General features: G+C 59.1%; 32 protein-coding genes. 1 reads left to right on the top strand and 31 read right to left on the bottom strand.

Annotated elements, in window-relative coordinates; translation table 11 throughout:
* Window positions 1-191: 191 nt before the first annotated feature.
* Both ssb and C8E00_RS15050 read right to left on the bottom strand, forming a co-directional pair.
* The gene (gene ssb, locus C8E00_RS15055) at window positions 192-746 is read right to left on the bottom strand and encodes a single-stranded DNA-binding protein (RefSeq protein ID WP_133698340.1); all 555 of its coding nucleotides are present in this window, start codon (window positions 744-746) and stop codon (window positions 192-194) included.
* Between the two features lie 33 nt (window positions 747-779).
* Entirely contained in the window at window positions 780-2,162 is a 1,383-nt protein-coding gene (locus tag C8E00_RS15050) for an MFS transporter (RefSeq protein ID WP_133698339.1), read from the bottom strand.
* A 244-nt stretch (window positions 2,163-2,406) separates the two neighbouring features.
* Here C8E00_RS15050 and uvrA point away from each other — a divergent pair, with 244 nt between their 5' ends.
* Window positions 2,407-5,277, top strand: coding sequence for an excinuclease ABC subunit UvrA (uvrA, locus tag C8E00_RS15045; protein ID WP_133698338.1), 2,871 nt, complete (start codon window positions 2,407-2,409; stop codon window positions 5,275-5,277).
* 87 nt (window positions 5,278-5,364) lie between these two features.
* Here the strand turns inward: uvrA and rplQ are convergent, their stop codons facing one another.
* From rplQ to tuf, 29 genes are all read right to left on the bottom strand, one after another.
* Window positions 5,365-5,748, bottom strand: a complete 384-nt coding sequence (rplQ, locus tag C8E00_RS15040; RefSeq protein ID WP_133698337.1) for a 50S ribosomal protein L17 — start codon at window positions 5,746-5,748, stop codon at window positions 5,365-5,367.
* A gap of 39 nt (window positions 5,749-5,787) precedes the next feature.
* Window positions 5,788-6,786, bottom strand: coding sequence for a DNA-directed RNA polymerase subunit alpha (locus C8E00_RS15035; protein WP_133698336.1), 999 nt, complete (start codon window positions 6,784-6,786; stop codon window positions 5,788-5,790).
* Window positions 6,787-6,877: 91 nt separating this feature from the next.
* The gene (gene rpsD, locus C8E00_RS15030; protein ID WP_133698335.1) at window positions 6,878-7,498 is read right to left on the bottom strand and encodes a 30S ribosomal protein S4; all 621 of its coding nucleotides are present in this window, start codon (window positions 7,496-7,498) and stop codon (window positions 6,878-6,880) included.
* 12 nt (window positions 7,499-7,510) lie between these two features.
* Window positions 7,511-7,897: a 30S ribosomal protein S11 gene (gene rpsK, locus C8E00_RS15025; protein ID WP_011505752.1), complete on the bottom strand. Its 387-nt coding sequence runs from the start codon at window positions 7,895-7,897 to the stop codon at window positions 7,511-7,513.
* A gap of 39 nt (window positions 7,898-7,936) precedes the next feature.
* Window positions 7,937-8,293 (bottom strand): 30S ribosomal protein S13, encoded by a 357-nt coding sequence (gene rpsM / locus C8E00_RS15020; protein WP_133698334.1) that lies wholly within the window; start codon window positions 8,291-8,293, stop codon window positions 7,937-7,939.
* A gap of 122 nt (window positions 8,294-8,415) precedes the next feature.
* Entirely contained in the window at window positions 8,416-8,529 is a 114-nt protein-coding gene (gene rpmJ / locus C8E00_RS15015) for a 50S ribosomal protein L36 (RefSeq protein ID WP_008959154.1), read from the bottom strand.
* Window positions 8,530-8,561: 32 nt separating this feature from the next.
* Window positions 8,562-9,893, bottom strand: a complete 1,332-nt coding sequence (gene secY / locus C8E00_RS15010) for a preprotein translocase subunit SecY (protein WP_133698333.1) — start codon at window positions 9,891-9,893, stop codon at window positions 8,562-8,564.
* Window positions 9,894-10,328 (bottom strand): 50S ribosomal protein L15, encoded by a 435-nt coding sequence (gene rplO, locus C8E00_RS15005; protein ID WP_133698332.1) that lies wholly within the window; start codon window positions 10,326-10,328, stop codon window positions 9,894-9,896. It abuts the gene before it with no gap.
* 3 nt (window positions 10,329-10,331) lie between these two features.
* Window positions 10,332-10,517: a 50S ribosomal protein L30 gene (gene rpmD / locus C8E00_RS15000; protein ID WP_133698331.1), complete on the bottom strand. Its 186-nt coding sequence runs from the start codon at window positions 10,515-10,517 to the stop codon at window positions 10,332-10,334.
* Window positions 10,518-10,523: 6 nt separating this feature from the next.
* A complete protein-coding gene (gene rpsE, locus C8E00_RS14995; protein ID WP_133698330.1) occupies window positions 10,524-11,024 on the bottom strand; it encodes a 30S ribosomal protein S5 in 501 nt (166 codons plus the stop codon).
* Between the two features lie 11 nt (window positions 11,025-11,035).
* The gene (gene rplR, locus C8E00_RS14990) at window positions 11,036-11,386 is read right to left on the bottom strand and encodes a 50S ribosomal protein L18 (RefSeq protein ID WP_133698329.1); all 351 of its coding nucleotides are present in this window, start codon (window positions 11,384-11,386) and stop codon (window positions 11,036-11,038) included.
* Window positions 11,387-11,395: 9 nt separating this feature from the next.
* Window positions 11,396-11,926: a 50S ribosomal protein L6 gene (rplF, locus tag C8E00_RS14985; protein ID WP_133698328.1), complete on the bottom strand. Its 531-nt coding sequence runs from the start codon at window positions 11,924-11,926 to the stop codon at window positions 11,396-11,398.
* A 9-nt stretch (window positions 11,927-11,935) separates the two neighbouring features.
* Window positions 11,936-12,328, bottom strand: a complete 393-nt coding sequence (rpsH, locus tag C8E00_RS14980; protein WP_133698327.1) for a 30S ribosomal protein S8 — start codon at window positions 12,326-12,328, stop codon at window positions 11,936-11,938.
* 28 nt (window positions 12,329-12,356) lie between these two features.
* Window positions 12,357-12,662: a 30S ribosomal protein S14 gene (rpsN, locus tag C8E00_RS14975; RefSeq protein ID WP_133698326.1), complete on the bottom strand. Its 306-nt coding sequence runs from the start codon at window positions 12,660-12,662 to the stop codon at window positions 12,357-12,359.
* A gap of 10 nt (window positions 12,663-12,672) precedes the next feature.
* Entirely contained in the window at window positions 12,673-13,212 is a 540-nt protein-coding gene (gene rplE, locus C8E00_RS14970) for a 50S ribosomal protein L5 (protein WP_133698325.1), read from the bottom strand.
* Between the two features lie 18 nt (window positions 13,213-13,230).
* On the bottom strand, window positions 13,231-13,545 hold the full coding sequence (gene rplX, locus C8E00_RS14965) for a 50S ribosomal protein L24 (RefSeq protein WP_133698324.1): 315 nt from the start codon (window positions 13,543-13,545) through the stop codon (window positions 13,231-13,233).
* A 14-nt stretch (window positions 13,546-13,559) separates the two neighbouring features.
* Window positions 13,560-13,931: a 50S ribosomal protein L14 gene (gene rplN / locus C8E00_RS14960; protein ID WP_040239405.1), complete on the bottom strand. Its 372-nt coding sequence runs from the start codon at window positions 13,929-13,931 to the stop codon at window positions 13,560-13,562.
* 51 nt (window positions 13,932-13,982) lie between these two features.
* On the bottom strand, window positions 13,983-14,243 hold the full coding sequence (gene rpsQ, locus C8E00_RS14955) for a 30S ribosomal protein S17 (RefSeq protein ID WP_133698323.1): 261 nt from the start codon (window positions 14,241-14,243) through the stop codon (window positions 13,983-13,985).
* Between the two features lies 1 nt (window position 14,244).
* On the bottom strand, window positions 14,245-14,436 hold the full coding sequence (gene rpmC, locus C8E00_RS14950; protein WP_011505737.1) for a 50S ribosomal protein L29: 192 nt from the start codon (window positions 14,434-14,436) through the stop codon (window positions 14,245-14,247).
* Window positions 14,436-14,849 (bottom strand): 50S ribosomal protein L16, encoded by a 414-nt coding sequence (gene rplP / locus C8E00_RS14945; protein ID WP_133698322.1) that lies wholly within the window; start codon window positions 14,847-14,849, stop codon window positions 14,436-14,438. Before rplP ends, rpmC begins: the two co-directional genes overlap by 1 nt.
* 14 nt (window positions 14,850-14,863) lie before the next feature.
* Window positions 14,864-15,562, bottom strand: a complete 699-nt coding sequence (gene rpsC / locus C8E00_RS14940; RefSeq protein ID WP_133698321.1) for a 30S ribosomal protein S3 — start codon at window positions 15,560-15,562, stop codon at window positions 14,864-14,866.
* A gap of 11 nt (window positions 15,563-15,573) precedes the next feature.
* Window positions 15,574-15,906 (bottom strand): 50S ribosomal protein L22, encoded by a 333-nt coding sequence (gene rplV / locus C8E00_RS14935; protein WP_040239413.1) that lies wholly within the window; start codon window positions 15,904-15,906, stop codon window positions 15,574-15,576.
* Window positions 15,907-15,924: 18 nt separating this feature from the next.
* Window positions 15,925-16,200: a 30S ribosomal protein S19 gene (gene rpsS / locus C8E00_RS14930; RefSeq protein WP_011505733.1), complete on the bottom strand. Its 276-nt coding sequence runs from the start codon at window positions 16,198-16,200 to the stop codon at window positions 15,925-15,927.
* Window positions 16,201-16,233: 33 nt separating this feature from the next.
* Entirely contained in the window at window positions 16,234-17,064 is an 831-nt protein-coding gene (rplB, locus tag C8E00_RS14925; protein ID WP_133698320.1) for a 50S ribosomal protein L2, read from the bottom strand.
* Window positions 17,065-17,080: 16 nt separating this feature from the next.
* Entirely contained in the window at window positions 17,081-17,377 is a 297-nt protein-coding gene (rplW, locus tag C8E00_RS14920) for a 50S ribosomal protein L23 (protein WP_040239417.1), read from the bottom strand.
* Window positions 17,374-17,982, bottom strand: a complete 609-nt coding sequence (rplD, locus tag C8E00_RS14915; protein WP_133698319.1) for a 50S ribosomal protein L4 — start codon at window positions 17,980-17,982, stop codon at window positions 17,374-17,376. Before rplD ends, rplW begins: the two co-directional genes overlap by 4 nt.
* A gap of 14 nt (window positions 17,983-17,996) precedes the next feature.
* The gene (gene rplC, locus C8E00_RS14910; RefSeq protein ID WP_133698318.1) at window positions 17,997-18,635 is read right to left on the bottom strand and encodes a 50S ribosomal protein L3; all 639 of its coding nucleotides are present in this window, start codon (window positions 18,633-18,635) and stop codon (window positions 17,997-17,999) included.
* A gap of 128 nt (window positions 18,636-18,763) precedes the next feature.
* Entirely contained in the window at window positions 18,764-19,075 is a 312-nt protein-coding gene (gene rpsJ / locus C8E00_RS14905) for a 30S ribosomal protein S10 (protein WP_133698317.1), read from the bottom strand.
* 164 nt (window positions 19,076-19,239) lie between these two features.
* Entirely contained in the window at window positions 19,240-20,433 is a 1,194-nt protein-coding gene (gene tuf, locus C8E00_RS14900) for an elongation factor Tu (protein WP_133698316.1), read from the bottom strand.
* Window positions 20,434-20,451 lie beyond the last annotated feature (18 nt).

Genomic DNA, 20,451 nt, shown 5'->3' with positions numbered 1-20,451 from the left:
AATCCGTTGAGCAGGGGTTGTCGAGATACGCAGGCTAGTAGGGGATATTCCCATATGCAAATAAAGGTGACGCTATGTGTCTTTTCGTGTCCATGACGTGCTAGGCATCTCGGCCTCAAGACCAACGTACAAAAGCCCCGAATGTCGGGGCTTTATGGGTGACGCCATCACGCTTTCATGCTTGGCCGATGTCAGAACGGAATTTCGTCGTCGAAGTCATCGAAGTTGCCGGGATTGGGGGCGCCATAATTACCTTGCTGGCCACCCTGCTGGGGCGGCTGTTGCTGAGGTGCCTGCTGCTGCGGAGGCGGGCCACCCTGTGGCTGGCCGTAGCTGCCCTGCTGCGCCGCGCCACCTTGCTGAGGCGCATTCTGTGCGGGCTGGGCATAGTCGCCGCCCCCCTGCCCGCTACGCGAATCGAGCATCTGCATGTCATTGGCGACGATTTCGGTGGAATACCGATCCTGACCGTCCTGGCCCTGCCACTTACGCGTCTGCAGGCGCCCTTCAATGTAGATACGTGAGCCTTTTTTCACGTACTGCTGGGCGATTTCCGCCAGCTTGTTGAACATCACCACCGTATGCCATTCGGTACGCTCCTGGCGCTGACCGCTCTGACGGTCGGTCCAGGTGTCGGTAGTCGCGATGCGTAGGTTGCACACCGGATTGCCGGAAGGTAGAAAACGGACTTCCGGATCCTGACCGAGATTGCCGATCAGGATGACCTTGTTCACGCCGCGCGCCATGTGAGTCTCCTTGAAATAGTCTCGCGCCCGTTATCAGGCACTCTTGTGATCTCGCTCGGTTCCGAGCACGCGTGCCAGCGCCTCGGTATCCAGCCGCTGACGGTCGACCTTGAGGTAGGCGACACGCTCGTCGGGCACCACCATGACATCCTCGACACCCGCCACGGCCGCAAAGCGATCCATCAGTGTCTCCATCGTCCCCATCGAGCGCTCATCCAGAGCCACGATCTCGCTCGAGAGATGGCGGGGAGCCGGCATCTTCCAGACAATCGCCAACCATACCGCACCCAGCAATGTCGCGCCCAGAAAGACCGCATCCAGGCCGAAATGCTGGGAGAGAAAGCCCCCCGCGGTACCGCCCAGAAACGCCCCCAGGAACTGGCTGGTGGAGTACACGCCCATCGCCGTACCCTTGGCGCCTGCCGGCGCCAACTTGCTGATCATCGACGGCAACGTGGCCTCAAGCAAGTTGAACGCCACGAAGAACCCCCAGAGCAGCGAGAATAGCATCCAGCGTCCGTCGGAGAACTCCACCAGCCCGGCCAGGCATAGCGTCAACCACGCCACAGCCCCGATGAAGATGGGTTTCATCTTGCGGTACTTCTCGGCCACGATCACCAGGGGCACCATGGCCACGAAGGCCAGCGCCATGATCGGTAGATACACCCAGCCATGATGCGCCGGCGCAATGCCCAACGCTTCCAGCCGAAACGGCACGGCCACGAAGCAGGCTGTCAGGATGGCGTGCAGGGCGAAGATCGAAAAGTCCAGACGCAGCAGGTCATGCCGCGCCAGCATTGCGCGCAACTGGGTGCGATCGAGCCCGACGTCGCGGTGTGCCATCAAGCGTGGCGACCGCGGCACCAGGCGCCACAGCACCAAGAGCCCTACCACCGCCAGCACGGCCGTGAACCAGAACACACCCGCCAAGCCGAAAGGGTCGGCCACCAAAGGACCCACGACCATCGCCACGCCAAATGCCATGCCGATCGACAGCCCGATGGTCGCCATCGCCGCCGTACGCACCTCTTCGCGGGTCTGATCGGCCAGCAGCGCCATGATCGCGCCGGCGACTGCACCGCTACCTTGCAGGCAGCGCCCGGCGATCACCCAACCGATCGAGGTCGCTTGAGCGGCGACCACGCTGCCTAGCAGAAACAACAAGAGCCCGATGCTGATGATGAGCTTGCGGCCGAACCGATCCGACAGCAGGCCGAAGGGGATCTGCAGAATTGCCTGTGTCAGGCCGTAACCGCCCAGCGCCATTCCCACCAGCAAGGGGGTCGCGCCATCCAGGTCCTTGGCATACAGCGCCAGGACCGGCAATACCATGAAAAGCCCGAGCATGCGCGTCGCATACAAGCTGGCGAGGCCGACAATAGCGCGCCGCTCGGTGTGAAGCAGTGATGAAGACATGATTGAGTCGCGTCGTTGAAGAGAAGAAACGTTCGATACCGAAACCGGCCCGCGAGGCCTTGCCGCGGGGGCCGTGACGAACCAGCACCTCGGCATCCCGCACGCGCGCAGACACCGACCAGTCGCATTTTACCGACTGCCTGCCTGTCAAGGAAAGGACGCGCTTTGCTCGGACGACACTGCACCCTCTATAATCGATCCTTTGACCGCGCCACCGCCACGGCGCAACCGGCACGAGGTGGGCATGGACAGAATCCTGGTCAGGGGTGCACGCACCCACAATTTGCAGAACATCGACGTCGAACTACCACGCAACGAGTTGATCGTGGTGACCGGTTTGTCCGGTTCCGGCAAGTCATCGCTGGCGTTTGACACCCTCTACGCCGAGGGGCAGCGCCGCTATGTGGAGTCCCTCTCCACTTATGCCCGCCAATTCCTGTCGATGATGGAAAAGCCCGATGTCGACCACATCGAGGGGCTATCGCCGGCGATTTCCATCGAGCAGAAGTCGACGTCCCACAATCCGCGTTCGACGGTCGGCACGATCACCGAGATCCACGACTATCTGCGCCTGCTCTATGCCCGCGCAGGAACGCCACGCTGCCCCGAGCACGACATCGACCTCGAAGCGCAGACGATCTCGCAGATGGTCGATCAGGTCCTCGCGCTGCCCGAAGGCAGCAAGCTCATGCTGCTGGCGCCGGTCATCAGCGGCCGCAAGGGCGAACATCAGCAACTGTTGGCCGAACTACGCGCCCAAGGCTATGTCCGCGCCATGGTCGACGGCCAGGCCGTGGAGCTCGATGAACTCGGCCCGCTCGACAAGAACAAGAAGCACGATATCAGTGTGGTAGTGGACCGTATCAAGGTCCGCGATGGGCTCGCCCAGCGTCTGGCCGAGTCGTTCGAAACCGCACTCGGTCTGGCCGACGGGATCGCCATCGTTCAAGACATGGACGAGGCGCGCGACAATATCGTCTTTTCGGCGCGCTTCGCCTGCCCGGTATGTGGCTACTCCATCGCGGAACTCGAGCCGCGCATGTTCTCGTTCAACAATCCCGCCGGTGCCTGCCCGAGCTGCGACGGCCTCGGGGTACGCCAGTATTTCGATCCGCACAAGCTGATCAGCCATCCCGAGCTGTCGCTGGCCGAAGGCGCCATCAAAGGCTGGGATCGGCGTAGCGTGTATTACTTCAGCCAGCTTCAGGCTGTCGCCCAGCACTACCGTTTCGCCCTGGAAACGCCCTGGCAGGATCTCGCCCGGCACGAACGTGACGTCGTGTTGCACGGCAGTGGACAAGACCAGATCGCCTTCAGTTATGTCAACGACCGGGGTCGCAAGGTCACTCGCGAACATGCCTTCGAGGGCGTGCTGCCCAACATGGAACGGCGCTACCGCGAAACCGAATCGAGCATGGTCCGCGAAGACCTGTCCAAACACCTGGCGGTGCGGGCCTGCCCGACTTGCCACGGCACACGGCTACGCAAAGAATCGCGCCATGTGTACATTGATGGGCGCCCGCTTCCCGCAGTGTCGCAACTGCCCATTGGCGAGGCCTGGGATTACTTCGCGACGTTGGAGCTACCCGGCCGCAAGGGCGAAATCGCCGTCAAGATCATTCACGAGATCCACTCGCGGCTCGAGTTCCTGGTCAACGTAGGGCTCGATTATCTGACATTGGAACGCAGCGCCGACACCCTATCCGGCGGCGAAGCACAGCGCATTCGCTTGGCCAGCCAGATCGGCGCGGGGCTGGTCGGGGTCATGTACATCCTCGATGAACCCTCCATCGGGCTGCACCAACGCGACAACGATCGACTGCTCAAGACGCTCGAGCGTCTGCGCGATCTCGGCAATACGGTCATCGTCGTCGAACACGATGAGGACGCGATCCGCGCAGCGGACCATGTCCTCGATATAGGTCCTGGCGCCGGCGTGCATGGCGGACGCATCGTCGCCCAGGGCACGCCGGAGCAAATCACCCAATGCGAGACGTCTCTGACCGGCCAGTATCTCTCTGACAAGCGGCGCATCGAGATTCCGCCCTACCGCATCCCAGGCAATCCCGACAAGATGCTGCACCTCACCGGTGCCACTGGCAACAACCTGCAAGATGTCACCCTCGACCTGCCCCTGGGACTCTTCGTGTGCGTGACTGGCGTGTCCGGTTCGGGCAAATCGACGCTGATCAATTCGACGCTGATGCCGGTCGCCACACGCGAGCTCAATCGCGCCACGAGCCTCACGCCAGCCCCTTACAAACGCATCGATGGACTGGAACTGCTCGACAAGGTCATCGACATCGACCAGAGCCCGATCGGGCGCACGCCGCGTTCCAATCCGGCTACTTATACCGGGATCTTCACACCGATTCGTGAACTTTTTGCGGGCACTCAAGAGGCGCGCTCACGGGGCTACAAGCCCGGTCGTTTCAGCTTCAACGTCAAGGGCGGACGTTGTGAAGCCTGTCAGGGCGAAGGGCTCATCAAGGTCGAGATGCACTTCCTGCCTGACATCTACGTACCCTGCGATGTCTGCAAGGGCAAACGCTATAACCGCGAGACCCTGGAGATCCAGTACAAGGGCAAGAATATCCATGAAGTGCTGGAAATGACCATCGAAGAGGCACTGGACTTCTTTTCGCCTGTTCCTGCCCTGGCTCGTCGCTTGCAGACCCTGATGGACGTCGGCTTGTCCTACGTGCGCCTGGGACAAAGCGCCACGACCCTCTCCGGCGGCGAGGCACAGCGTGTCAAGCTGGCCCGCGAGCTGGCCAAGCGCGATACCGGCAAGACGCTGTATATACTCGACGAACCCACCACCGGGTTGCACTTCGAGGATATCCGCCAGCTACTCGGCGTGTTGCACCGCCTCCGCGATCATGGCAACACCATTGTGGTCATCGAGCACAATCTCGATGTCATCAAGACCGCCGACTGGCTCATCGACCTAGGACCCGAGGGTGGTTCCGGTGGAGGCCGCATCATCGCCGAGGGGACGCCGGAGCAGGTTGCCAAGATGGACGTCTCACACACCGGGCGTTTCCTCGAGCCCATCCTGGCCAAACGCACCACCGCCAAAACGATGCAAGAACCGAGTACGGCTGAGACCTGACGCTCCATATGGCCTTCTACGGCACATAAAAAAGCCGGCCTCTAGGGGCCGGCTTTATTGTGCCGAGATGACGGCGCCTGCCGAAGATTACTCTTCGGCGGCTTCTTCCACGACCGGACGGTCGACCAACTCGACATAAGCCATCGGTGCATTATCTCCCGCACGGTAACCGCACTTGAGGATACGCACATAGCCGCCCGGACGCTCGACGTAACGAGGGCCCAGCTCATTGAAGAGCTTACCGACCGTTTCTTTGGAACGGGTGCGGTTGAAGGCCAGACGGCGATTGGCGACGCTATCCTGCTTGGCCAGGGTGATCAGCGGCTCGATATGACGACGCAACTCCTTGGCCTTGGGCAGGGTAGTCTTGATGACTTCATGCTCGACTAGCGACACGCACATGTTCTTGAACATGGCATGGCGATGCGAGCTCGTACGATTGAGGTGACGACCACTCTTACGATGACGCATGGTTGAAATTCCTTACCAAACTGGGACTCGAGTCGGCGCTCACGCGGAGGCCTTGTCGTCCTTCAGGCTCGCCGGCGGCCAATTTTCCAGCCGCATGCCAAGGGAAAGACCGCGCGCTGCCAGAACGTCCTTGATCTCGTTCAAGGACTTCTTGCCGAGGTTCGGGGTCTTCAACAGCTCCACTTCGGTACGCTGAATCAGATCACCGATATAATAGATATTCTCGGCTTTCAAGCAGTTAGCGCTGCGAACGGTCAACTCGAGATCGTCTACGGGGCGCAGTAGAATCGGATCGATCTGATCCTCTTCTTCTTCGACTTCCTGTTCTTTGTCGGCTTCGAGGTCGACGAACGCGCCCAACTGCTCCTGCAGGATGGTCGCGCTGCGACGGATTGCCTCTTCCGGATCCAGGGTGCCGTCGGTTTCCAAGTCGATAATCAGCTTATCGAGATCGGTACGCTGCTCGACACGCGCGGCTTCCACGGAGTAAGACACACGACGCACCGGGCTGAACGTCGCATCCAACTGGAGGCGACCGATCGCACGCGATTCGTCTTCCTCGGAAGCACGGGTATCCGCCGGCTCGTAGCCACGACCGCGAACCACCGTGAGCTGCATTTTAAGCTCGCCGCTGTCGTTGAGGTGCGCGATAACGTGATCCGGATTGATGACGTCGACACTGTGATCGACGGCGATATCGCCCGCGGTCACCACACTCGGACCCTGCTTGCTCAGCGTCAGAACCACTTCGTCACGGCCATGCATCTTGATGGCGACGTCCTTGAGGTTCAGGAGAATCTCGATGACGTCCTCTTGGACGCCCTCGATGGCGCTATACTCGTGTAGAACGCCTTCAATCTCCGCTTCCACAATGGCGCAACCGGGCATGGAAGACAGCAGGATGCGACGCAGAGCATTCCCCAGGGTATGGCCGAAACCACGCTCGAACGGCTCGAGCACGATCTTCGCATGATTCGCGTTGATCTCTTCGACCTTGATGTCGCGAGGACGGAGAAACTCTGTCACTGAACGCTGCATAAGAACACCTTTCAGGCTGCCAAACGGATACTCGGTACTCGAAACCAGGCCCTGGCATGGGGCCTGGCGGCATCACGCAATGGCTGCATGATTACTTCGAGTACAGCTCGACGATCAGGTTTTCGTTGATGTCGGCAGACAGGTCGCCGCGTTCCGGGACAGCCTTGAAAGTGCCTTCCATCTTCTTGGAGTCGATATCGATCCAAGCCACATCGCCACGATTGGCGGCGATGCCCAGAGCGTTCTGAATACGCGCCTGGTTCTTGGCCTTTTCACGAACGGACACCACGTCACCCGGCTTGACCTGATAGGAAGCCACGTTGACGCTACGGCCATTCACGGCAATTGCCTTGTGGCTGACCAGCTGACGCGCCTCTGCGCGCGTGGAGCCGAAGCCCATACGGTAGACGACATTGTCCAGTCGGGATTCGAGAAGCTGCAGCAACAACTCGCCGGTCGCACCCTTGAGACGGGCCGCTTCCTTGTAGTAGTTGCGGAACTGCTTCTCGAGTACGCCATACATGCGGCGCACTTTCTGCTTCTCACGAAGCTGCAAGCCGTAGTCGGAAAGACGCTGACGGCGCTGGCCGTGGACACCCGGGATCTGCTCGGATTTGCACTTTTTCTCGAAGGGAGTGACACCGCTCTTCAAGAAGAGATCGGTGCCTTCACGACGAGACAGTTTGCACTTCGGTCCAATATAACGTGCCATGAATCTGTCTCCTTAAACGCGGCGTTTCTTCGGCGGACGGCAGCCGTTGTGGGGAACGGGCGTCGCGTCGGTGATGCTCTGCACGCGGAAACCCGCGGCATTGAGCGCACGCACGGCGGATTCACGGCCGGGACCGGGGCCCTTGACCAGCACGTCGACGTTTTTCACACCATACTCGGCTGCAGCGGTCGCTGCACGTTCGCTTGCCACTTGAGCAGCGAACGGGGTGCTCTTACGAGAACCACGAAAACCCGAACCACCGGCAGTCGCCCAGGAAAGGGCGTTGCCCTGGCGGTCTGTGATCGTCACGATCGTGTTGTTAAAAGAGGCATGGATGTGGGCAACCGCATCCACTACCTGCTTTTTCACCTTTTTACGGTTACTACGCGGGTTAGCCATGTTGATGTCTATTCCTGTCTTAACGCCAGAACGTGCGTGTTATTTGCGAATCGGCTTACGCGGACCCTTGCGGGTACGCGCGTTGGTCTTGGTACGCTGACCACGCAGCGGAAGACCACGACGATGGCGCAGACCACGATAGCAACCCAGGTCCATGAGACGCTTGATATTAAGCGTCGTATCACGGCGTAGGTCGCCTTCAACGGTATACTTGCCGACTTCGTTGCGCAGGGTATCCACCTCGTCGGCGGACAGATCCTGCACTTTCGTGGTCGGCACGATGCCGGTAGCGGCGCAGATTTCCTGCGCACGTGTACGGCCAATCCCGAAGATGTAGGTCAGCGAGATCGCCGCATGCTTGTTGTCCGGGATATTGACGCCTGCAATACGGGCCATCAGCTTACTCCGAATGTTGAGCGGCTTGCTCGTTTAGTCGTCTATAAGGGCGCAATAGCATACCCCTTTGTCTCCTTGGAGACAAGGGGTATGCCTGCACCCGCTTTTTCGTCAGCGCGGGATCAACCCTGGCGCTGCTTATGCCGCGGTTCGCTACAGATAACGCGAACCGCGCCATTGCGCCGAATGATCTTGCAGTTACGGCACATTTTCTTGACGGAAGCTCGAACTTTCATCGTTCTCTCCAAAAAAACCTAGCGGGGCTCGTTTAACGCAGGATACCGCCGCTGCCATAGCCTTTCAGGTTGGACTTTTTCATCACCGACTCATACTGATTCGACATCAGATGTGATTGCACCTGGGCCATGAAGTCCATGACCACCACCACGACGATGAGCAAGGAAGTGCCGCCAAAGTAGAAAGGCACTTGCCACGCCACCACGAGGAACTGTGGCATCAGCGAGACTGCGGTGATATACAAGGCGCCGAACAGGGTCAGACGTGTCATGACCTTGTCGACATAGCGGGCCGTTTGCTCGCCTGGGCGAATCCCCGGCAGAAACGCACCTGACTTCTTCAGGTTGTCGGCGACATCCTTGGGATTGAAGACCAACGCTGTGTAAAAGAAGCAGAAGAATAGCACCGCCGCCGCGAAAAGCAAGATGTAAAGCGGCTGTCCTGGCCCGAGAGCCTGCGACACCGCCTGCAACCAGGCCATGTTCTGACCTTGACCGATCCACTGGCCGATCGAGGCCGGGAACAGCAAGATACTGGAGGCAAAGATGGGCGGAATGACGCCGGCCATATTGACCTTCAGCGGCAGATAACTACTCTGCCCGGCATACATCTTGTTGCCTACTTGACGGCGCGGATAATTTACCTTGATGCGACGCTGACCGCGCTCGATGAAGACCACGAACGCAACGGTCGCGATCCCCAAGACCGCCAATGCCAATAGCGGCAGGATATTCCAGGCACCATCATTACGTGCCAGTGTAAACGACTGGCCGATGGCATTGGGAAGACCTGCAACGATACCCGCGAAGATGATAAGGGAAATGCCGTTTCCGATGCCTTTTTCGGTGATCTGCTCACCCAGCCACATCAGGAACACAGCCCCGGCGACAAACGTCATGATCGCCGTGAAGTAGAAGCTGAGATCGCCGCTATAGGCGACACCCTGTCCGACCAGACCGACTGCCATGCCGGTCGCCTGGATCAATGCCAGCAGCACCGTACCGTAGCGCGTGTACTGGTTGATCTTGCGCCGGCCAGCCTCACCTTCTTTCTTCAGCTGTTCCAGCTGAGGCGAGACCGCCGTCAGGAGCTGCATGATGATCGACGCGGAGATATACGGCATGATCCCCAGCGCGAAAATGCTCATGCGCGACAGTGCACCACCCGAAAACATGTTGAACATGCCCAGGATGGTGCCCTGATTTTCCCTGAACAAGGCAGCGAGCTGGTCAGGATTGATGCCAGGCACGGGGATATGGGCACCGATACGATACACCACGATGGCGATGAACACGAAACGCAGACGCGCCCAAAGTTCACTCAGACCACTTCCACTGGCCGGCATGTTTCCTGACTTAGCCATTTATTCCTCTACCTTGCCACCGGCAGCTTCGATCGCGCCTCGGGCACCCTTGGTGACCTTGAGACCGCGAACCGTGACTGCTTTGTTCAGTTCACCGGAGAGAATCACCTTCGCGTACTGGGTATTATCCTTGAGTACGTTGGCTTTCTTCAGGCTATTCAAATCGACGATATCACCGTCGACCTTGGCCAACTCCGCCACGCGCACTTCTTCGGAGGCCATCGCCTTGATGGAGGTGAAGCCATATTTCGGCAGACGACGCTGCAACGGCATCTGACCGCCTTCGAAACCGGGCTTCACCGAACCACCGGAGCGTGACTTCTGGCCTTTATGGCCACGGCCACCCGTCTTGCCCAGGCCGGAGCCAATACCACGACCGACGCGCTTCTCGGCGTGCTTTGAGCCCGCTGCGGGACTCAGGCTATTGAGTTTCATGGATTACTCTCCCTCAACACGCACAAGGTAATTAACCTTGTTGACCATACCGCGTACGGCGGGGGTGTCTTCCAGCTCAACCGTATGACCGATGCGGCGCAAGCCCAAGCCACGCATGGTGGCCTTGTGCTTTTCCAGAATGCCGATGGTACTACGGGTCTGGGTAACCTTGATCGTTGCTGTTGCCATGTTGCCTTACCCCGCGAGCTCTTCGATGGACATACCACGCTTGGCGGCAATATCCTCCGGAGACTGCATGGAGGCGAGACCTTTGATGGTCGCACGCACCACGTTCACCGGGTTGGTGGAACCGTAGCACTTGGCGAGAACGTCGTGGACGCCTGCCAATTCGAGCACGGAGCGCATGGCACCGCCAGCGATGATACCGGTACCCTCGGAGGCCGGCTGCATGTACACCTTGGAAGCACCGTGACGGGCTTTCGTGGGGTACTGCAGCGTCGAGCCGCTGAGGCTGACCTTCACCATGTTGCGGCGAGCCTGGTCCATCGCCTTCTGGATCGCAACAGGCACTTCGCGCGCCTTGCCACGTCCGAAGCCGACACGACCATTACCATCGCCAACGACGGTCAGTGCGGTGAAGCCGAAGATACGACCACCTTTCACTACCTTGGCGACGCGGTTTACCTGCACGAGTTTCTCTTGCAGATCGCCGCCCTTCTGTTCGTTATTCGCCATCGTAAAACCCTTTAGAATTCCAGGCCGCCTTCACGAGCGGCATCTGCCAGGGCCTTGATACGACCGTGGTATTTAAACCCGGCACGATCGAAGGCCACCTCGGTGATGCCCGCTTCCTTCGCGCGTTCGGCAATCAGGGCGCCTACCTTGGCGGCGGCGTCCGCATTGCCCGTGGATCCTTCGCGCAGACTCTTGTCGAGCGTGGATGCACTGGCCAGGACCTGGCCACCATCCGGCGAAATGATCTGCGCGTAAATGTGGCGCGGCGTGCGGTTGACGCTCAAGCGAGACACGCCCAGCTCGCGGATCTTGGCGCGAGCGCGGCGGGCACGACGGAGACGAGATTCTTTCTTCGCGTTCATAACCCTGCCTTACTTCTTCTTGGCTTCTTTGCGGCGGACAACTTCATCGCCATACCGAATTCCCTTGCCCTTGTAGGGTTCGGGCGGACGGAAGGCACGAATTTCCGCTGCGACCTGGCCGAGCTGCTGCTTGTCCGCGCTTTTCAGCACGATCGTGGTGTTCTTCGGCGTTTCAGCCGTCACACCTTCAGGCAGCGTATACTCGACGGGGTGCGAGAAGCCTAGTGTCAGGTTAAGCGTGTTGCCACTCGCTTGCGCGCGGTAACCAACACCGTTGATCTCGAGAGACTTCGTGAAGCCCTCAGAGACGCCGGTGACGATATTCTGCACCAGCGCACGGGTGGTTCCGACCATCGCCCAGCTCTTGGCGGACTCGCTCGGATTAAATGTCAGTTGGCCCTCTTCCTGACCAATGGTGACATCGGAATGCACGGTCATGGAGAGCGTGCCCTGACCGCCTTTGACGGTCAGCTGGTTGGCATCGAATTTGACCTCGACACCACTCGGCAGTTTCACCGGATATTTGGCTACGCGGGACATTCCAAACTCCTAGAATACGGTGCAGATGACTTCACCACCGACACCGGCCTGACGCGCCGCACGATCGGTCATCACGCCCTGGGAGGTGGTCACGATCGCGATACCCAGACCATCCGCGACCTTCGGTAGCGCGTCCTTGCCCTTGTAAGAGCGCAGGGACGGCTTGGAAAAGCGTTGGATGTGCTCGATGACCGGCTTGCCCTCGAAATACTTGAGCGTCACGGCCAACTGGGGCTTGGCGCCTTCAGTAACGGTGAAGTCGTTGATATAGCCCTCTTGCTTCAATACGCGTGCCACCTCGACCTTGAGGTTGGAAGACGGCATGGAAACCGTCTCCTTGGTGGCCATCTGCGCATTGCGGATACGGGTAAACATATCCGCTAGAGTATCTTGCATGCTCATTACATTGCGCTCCTGATTCTCGCGTGGCTTACCAGCTGGACTTCTTGAGTCCAGGGACATCGCCACGCATGGCGGCTTCACGCAGTTTGTTGCGGCCCAAGCCGAACTTGTTGTAGAAGCCGTGCGGACGACCGGTCACGCGGCAGCGATTACGCTGACGGACCGGACTGGAATCGCGCGGCAATTCCTGAAGTTTCAGCTGGGCGTCGAAGCGCTCTTCATCAGAAGCGTTGACGTCATAGATGATGGCCTTGAGCTCGGCACGCTTGGCCGCGTACTTGTCTACCAGCTTTGCGCGCTTGAGCTCACGCTGCACCATGCTTTTCTTTGCCATGATCCAACCCTTATTTCTTGAACGGGAAGTTCAGCGCGCTCAGCAGCGCACGGCCTTCTTCATCGGTGTTGGCAGTAGTGGTGATTGTGACATCCAACCCGCGAATACGATCAATCTTATCATATTCGAGCTCGGGAAAGATGATCTGCTCACGCACTCCCATGGAGTAGTTGCCACGGCCATCGAAGGACTTGGGGTTCAGGCCACGAAAGTCTCGAACGCGCGGAATCGCGACGTTCACGAGACGGTCGAGGAAATCCCACATCCGTTCGCGACGCAATGTCACCTTGATGCCGATCGGCCAGCCTTCGCGGACTTTGAAGCCTGCGATGGACTTGCGTGCCTTGGTAATCACCGGGCGTTGACCGGACAACTTCTCCAGGTCGCCCACGGCATTGTCGATCAACTTCTTGTCGCTGGTCGCATCGCCGATGCCCATGTTAAGGGTCACCTTGGTGATCCGAGGGATCTGCATCACGTTGGCGTAGCTGAACTGCTCTTGGAGCTGAGCTGCCACCTCGTTCTGATAACGTTCTTTCAAGTTCGCCATTTTGCTACCCGACTCGCGTTAGGCGTCGATCTGCTTTTGCGTCGACTTGTAGATACGTACCTTGGTACCGTCTTCCTGAATCTGGAAGCCGACGCGATCCGCCTTGCCGGTCTCCTGATTGAAGATGGCCACGTTGGACGCGTGAATCGGGGCCTCACGCTCGACGATACCCCCCTGCTTGCCTTGCATGGGGTTAGGCTTGGTGTGACGTTTGATCATGTTCACACCGGACACGACATAGGATCCATCTAGAATCCGCTTGATCGTGCCGCGCTTGCCCTTGTCCTTGCCGGCAATGACGATCACTTCGTCGTCACGTTTAATCTTACGCATATCCGCCTCGCTCCTCACAGCACTTCAGGCGCCAGGGAAATGATCTTCATGAACTTCTCGTTGCGAAGCTCACGCGTAACCGGCCCGAAGATACGGGTACCGATCGGCTGCTCGTTGGCATTTTGCAACAGAACGGCCGCATTTCCATCGAAGCGGATCAGTGAACCGTCTGTACGACGGACACCACTCTTGGTACGTACCACGACAGCCTTGAGGACTTGGCCTTTCTTGACCTTGCCTCGCGGAATCGCTTCCTTGACCGTCACTTTGATGACGTCACCAACACGGGCGTAACGGCGGTGCGACCCGCCCAGCACCTTGATGCATTGCACCCGGCGCGCGCCGCTGTTGTCGGCGACATCCAGCATTGTCTGCGTCTGAATCATCGGTTTTCTCCAAACCTAAACTGACTGCACTGGTGAAAGGCGCTGGCCTGCTCAGCCCTTGGCCTGCTCGACCACCTCGACCAGCGTCCAGGCTTTCAACTTGGAGATCGGGCGGCACTCTTCGATAGAAACCGTGTCCCCGATCTTCGCCTGATTCGCCTCGTCATGGGCGTGCAGTTTGGTGGAGCGCTTCACGTACTTGTCATAAATCGGATGCCGGACACGGCGCTCGACCTGAACGACGATGGACTTGTCCATCTTGTCGCTCACGACCTTGCCATTCAGTGTGCGGGCACTATTTTCTTCAGCCATCTCAGTCACCTGCCTTCTCATTGAGCACAGTCTTAACGCGAGCGATATCGCGACGCACCTGCTTGAGCAGATGGGTCTGGCTCAGCTGGCCGGTGGCCTTCTGCATGCGCAGGTTGAACTGCTCCCGGAGGAGCTCGAGCAGCTGCTGCTGAAGCGCTTCGACTGATTTTTCACGAATTTCCTGGGCTTTCATCACATCACCGTCCGTTTCACAAAGGTGGTGGAGACCGGGAACTTCTGGGCGGCCAGGGCAAATGCCTCACGCGCCAGCTCCTCGGAAACGCCTTCGATCTCGTAGAGCACCTTCCCGGGCTGGATTTGGGCGACCCAATACTCGACGGAGCCCTTACCCTTACCCATACGGACTTCCAGAGGCTTCTCGGTAATCGGCTTGTCCGGGAAGACACGGATCCAGATCTTGCCGCCACGCTTGACGTGACGTGTAATGGCACGGCGGCCGGCTTCAATCTGGCGAGCGGTGATACGTCCGCGACCAGTGGCTTTCAGGCCGTACTCGCCGAAGCTCACTTGGCTTCCGCGATGCGCGAGTCCGCGGTTACGGCCCTTCTGCACCTTGCGGAATTTCGTACGCTTGGGTTGTAACATCGATCACTCTCCCCTTACTTGGAACCTTTCTTCTTGGGCCCCGGTGCCTGAGCTTGTTTCTGCTTGGCACGCACTTCCTCGATGCCGCCGAGGATCTCACCCTTGAAGACCCACACCTTGACGCCGATGACGCCGTAGGTGGTGTGCGCTTCGTAAGTGGCGTAATCGATGTCGGCGCGCAGCGTATGCAGCGGCACGCGACCTTCGCGATACCATTCGGTACGGGCGATTTCAGCGCCACCAAGGCGACCGGAAAGCTGTACCTTGATACCGCCCGCGCCCAGACGCATGGCGTTTTGCACGGCACGCTTCATGGCACGGCGGAACATCACGCGGCGTTCCAGCTGGCCGGCAATGTTCTGCGCGACGAGCTGTGCGTCGAGCTCGGGCTTGCGCACCTCTTCGATGTTGACGTGCACCGGCACGCCCATCATCTCGGAGACGTCGCGACGCAGGCGATCGACATCCTCGCCCTTCTTGCCAATCACGATACCCGGACGGGCTGTGTGAATGGTGATGCGTGCGTTATTGGCTGGACGCTCGATGGTAATACCGCTCACGGAGGCGTTCTTCAAACGCTGCTCCAGAAAACGGCGCACTTCGAGGTCATTATTCAGCTTATCGGCATAAGCACCACGCTCCGCATACCAGACGGACGTGTGATCCTTGACGATGCCTAGCCGAATACCTGTCGGATTTACTTTCTGACCCATCTGGTCGACTCCTACTTCTCGGCTACCTTGACGGTGATGTGACAAGTGCGCTTCAAGATGCGATCCGCACGGCCCTTGGCGCGAGGCTGGATGCGCTTAAGCGTCATGCCCTCATCGACGCAGATGGTCGAGACACGCAGCTCGTCGATGTCCATGCCATTGTTTTCTTCCGCATTCGCGATGGCGGACTGAAGCACCTTCTTGACGATCTTCGCCGCTTTCTTCGGCGAGTAGGTCAATGTATCCAGTGCTTCGGCGACCGGTTTACCGCGCACCAGGTCAGCCACCAAACGGGCCTTCTGGGCGGATAAACGAGCGCCACGCAGCTTTGCTGTGACTTCCATCTCTCTAACCTCTCTGGCTTACCGTTTGGCTTTCTTGTCCGCCGCATGACCACGATAGGTGCGGGTGGCAGCGAATTCGCCCAGCTTATGGCCAACCATTTCCTCGGAGACATGCACCGGGACATGTTGACGCCCGTTATGGACTGCAATGGTGAGCCCGACCATATTCGGCAGGATCATGGAGCGACGCGACCAGGTCTTGATCGGTTTGCGATCGCTCTTCTCCACTGCAGTCTCAACCTTCTTCAGCAGATGAAGGTCAATAAAAGGACCTTTCTTCAGTGAACGTGGCACAGCCGTTACCTCTTAATGTCTTGGCAATTTCGATCAGCTACGTGCCTTACGGCGACGTACGATCAGCTTGTCGGTGCGCTTGTTCTTGCGGGTCTTGTGGCCCTTGGTGGGGATACCCCACGGGCTCACCGGATGCCGGCCACCGCTGGTGCGGCCTTCACCACCGCCATGCGGGTGGTCCACCGGGTTCATCGCGACACCGCGAACCGTCGGGCGCACGCCTCTCCAGCGCTTCGCACCGGCCTTGCCAAGTTGACGGAGGCTGTGCTCGGAATTGCCCACTTCGCCCAATGTTGCACGGCATTCCGCCAGAATCTTGCGCATCTCGCCGGAGCGCAGACGCACGGTGGCGTAATTGCCTTCACGTGCTACCAGCTGGGCACTTGCACCGGCACTCCGCGCGATCTGAGCACCCTTACCGGGCTTCAACTCGATGCAGTGCACGGTAGAGCCTACCGGAATATTGCGTAGCGGCAGCGCATTACCACGCTTGATCGCTGCATTGACGCCGGACTCCAAGCGATCGCCCGCCTTGATGCCACGCGGTGCAATGATGTAGCGACGTTCGCCGTCCAGGTACTTGAGCAGCGCAATGTTGGCGCTACGATTGGGATCGTATTCGAGGCGCTCAACGACGGCGGCAACGCCATCCTTGGCACGTTTGAAATCGATCACACGATAGTGCTGACGGTGACCACCCCCGACATGACGGGTAGTGATACGACCGTTATTGTTACGACCGCCGCTCTTGGATTTCTTCTCCAACAAGCCGGCATAAGGACGGCCCTTGTAGAGTTCGTCGCTGACGACTTTGACGACGTGACGACGACCGGCGGACGTGGGTTTGGTCTTAACAACTGCCATGATCCGTACTCCTGCCTTACTCGGCGCCAGAGAAGTCTTCGAGAGTCTCGCCGGCCGCCAGTGTGACGTATGCCTTGCGATACCCCTTGCGCAGACCAACGCCATGCTGTGTGCGCTTGGTCTTGCCCTTGACGTTCAAGACCTGCACACCGGCGACCTTCTTCTCGAAGAGCGCTTCGACGGCTTTCTTGATCTCGGGCTTGGTCGCGTCCTGGGCCACCTTGAACACGTACTGGTTGTTTTCGGCGGCGAATGCGGCCTTCTCGGTCATGTGAGGCCCGAGCAGAACCTTGAATACGCGTTCCTGGTTCATCCCAGCTTCTCCTCGAATTTACGCAGAGCGGAAACGGTGACCAGCACCTTGTCAAAGGCAACCAGGCTCACCGGATCGGCAGCCGCGACATCCACCACATCGACGTAGGGAATGTTGCGCGCGGCGAGAAACAGCTTTTCGTCGATATCCTCTGTGACGATCAGCGCTTTCTCGAGATCCAGGTCCTTCAGCTTGGCAATCAGCTGCTTGGTCTTGGGGGCATCCACCGCAAAGCTGTCAACGACGACAAGACGCTCCTGACGCACCAGCTCGGAAAGAATCGAGCGCATGGCGGCACGGTACATCTTGCGGTTGACCTTCTGGGTGTAGTCTTGCGGGCGCGCCGCGAAGGTCACGCCGCCACTGCGCCACAACGGCGAGCGGATGGTACCGGCACGTGCACGGCCGGTCCCTTTTTGACGCCACGGCTTCTTGCCGCCGCCACGCACTTCGGCGCGCGTCTTCTGAGCGCGAGTTCCCTGGCGACCGGCTGCGAAATACGCAGTCACGACCTGGTGAACCAGCGACTCGTTAAACTCTTTACCGAAGGTAGCGTCGGACACTTCGACAGTGCCGGCTTCGGCACCTGCGAGATTCAGATTCATCGGTCTCATACCCCTCAGCGAGCTTTAACGGCACTGCGTACGATGACTTCGCAGTCGGTCGCGCCCGGCACGGCGCCCTTGACCAACAGCAGGTTACGCTCGGCATCGACACGCACGATTTCCAGGCTCTGGACAGTGACACGCTCATTGCCCAGCTGACCGGCCATCTTCTTGCCCTTGAAGACGCGACCAGGCGTCTGGCACATGCCGATGGAGCCCGGCGCGCGGTGCGCGAGCGAGTTACCGTGGCCATTGTCTTGCGTGCGGAAATTCCAGCGCTTGACGGCGCCCTGGAAGCCCTTGCCTTTAGAGGTACCAGTCACGTCAACTTTCTGACCGGCTTCAAAGAGGGATACGGTGATGTTGCCGCCTACTTCAGGAGCCTCTTCGCCTTCAGTCAGGCGGAACTCCATCAGTGCACGACCGGCTTCGACACCTGACTTGGCGTACTGCCCTGCGGCTGCCTTGGTCAGATGCTTGGCCTTGCGGGATCCCGAAGTCACCTGAACCGCGCTATAGCCGTCGCTTTCGACGGTCTTGACGCGAGTCACGCGATTCGGCTCGACTTCGATAACGGTTACGGGCACGGAGGCGCCATTCTCGGTGAAGATGCGGGTCATACCGCTCTTCTTACCGACCAAACCGATAGTCATGTTCAGTCTCCTTTAGTGTACGGGGCTATCACCCGCTATGGCTGCCCTTTCCAGAGCATTCCACTAGCACATTGTGTGACGCCGTCCCGGCGTGGCGACCTTGTAAAAGCCGCTAGTGACTAGTGTGATTAGTCGAGCTTGATTTGCACATCCACGCCAGCGGCGAGGTCGAGCTTCATCAGCGCGTCTACGGTTTTTTCCGTGGGTTCGACGATGTCGAGCACACGCTTGTGAGTGCGAATCTCGTACTGATCGCGCGCGTCTTTGTTGACGTGCGGAGAGATCAATACGGTATAGCGTTCGCGGTTAGTCGGCAGCGGTATCGGACCACAAACCTGAGCACCAGTACGCTTCGCCGTATCCACGATTTCTTGCGCGGACTGGTCAATCAAGCGATGGTCAAAGGCCTTCAACCGAATGCGAATCTTTTGGTTCTGCATTAGCCCTAAACTCCAATGGATGTCGACGGCGCGAGCCGTCTACCCACGCATTCAAAGGATGCGCATTATAGGCATGCAAGATCCCTGAGTCAAACAGGAAAATCAGCATGCGCAGAAAAGGGGGCTCCGCAAGGAGCCCCCTTCGATCATCAGAAGTCCAAGACTTACTTAACGATCTTGGCGACGACGCCGGCGCCCACGGTACGACCGCCTTCGCGAACCGCGAAGCGCAGGCCGTCTTCCATGGCGATCGGCGCAATCAACGTCACGGTCATCTTGACGTTGTCGCCCGGCATGACCATTTCGACGCCTTCCGGCAGCTCACAAGTACCCGTCACGTCAGTGGTACGGAAGTAGAACTGCGGACGATAGCCCTTGAAGAACGGGGTATGACGACCGCCTTCTTCCTTGGACAGCACATAAACTTCGGCTTCGAAGATGGTGTGCGGCGTGATGGTACCCGGCTTGGCCAGGACCTGGCCACGCTCGACGTCGTCACGCTTGGTACCACGCAGCAGGGCACCGATGTTCTCGCCGGCACGACCTTCGTCGAGCAGCTTGCGGAACATCTCGACACCGGTCACGGTCGTCTTGGTGGTGTCCTTGAGACCCACGATCTCGACTTCCTCACCGGACTTGATGATGCCGCGCTCGACACGCCCCGTCACGACGGTACCGCGACCGGAGATGGAGAACACGTCTTCGATCGGCATCAGGAACGGCTGGTCGATGGCACGCTCCGGCTCCGGAATGTACGCATCCAGCGCCTTGATCAGGTTGGCAACGGCGGTGGTACCCATGCCGTTGTCGTCCTTGCCTTCCAGCGCCATCAGCGCAGAACCGATGATGATCGGGGTATCGTCACCCGGGAAGTCGTACTCGTTGAGGAGTTCACGCACTTCCATTTCGACCAGCTCGAGGAGCTCTTCGTCATCGACCATGTCGGCCTTGTTCAGGAACACGACGATGTACGGAACGCCGACCTGACGAGACAGCAGGATGTGCTCACGCGTCTGCGGCATGGGGCCGTCGGCAGCGCTGCAGACCAGAATCGCGCCATCCATCTGCGCGGCACCGGTGATCATGTTCTTGACGTAGTCAGCGTGCCCCGGGCAGTCGACGTGCGCGTAGTGGCGCTCCTCGGACTGATATTCGACGTGAGCGGTAGCGATGGTGATACCGCGCTCACGCTCTTCCGGCGCATTGTCGATGGTGTCGAATTCGCGCCAGTCGCCGCCGAAAACTTCCGCGGAAACGCGAGTCAGAGCCGCAGTCAGCGTGGTCTTGCCATGGTCGACGTGACCGATGGTACCGACGTTGATATGCGATTTGTTACGTTCAAATTTTTCCTTAGCCACTGCTATAACCTCTTTACG

This window comes from Chromohalobacter marismortui, from assembly GCF_004364315.1.
GTDB classification, from domain to species: Bacteria; Pseudomonadota; Gammaproteobacteria; order Pseudomonadales; family Halomonadaceae; genus Chromohalobacter; species Chromohalobacter marismortui.
This window is presented reverse-complemented; position numbering and strand designations above follow the sequence as displayed.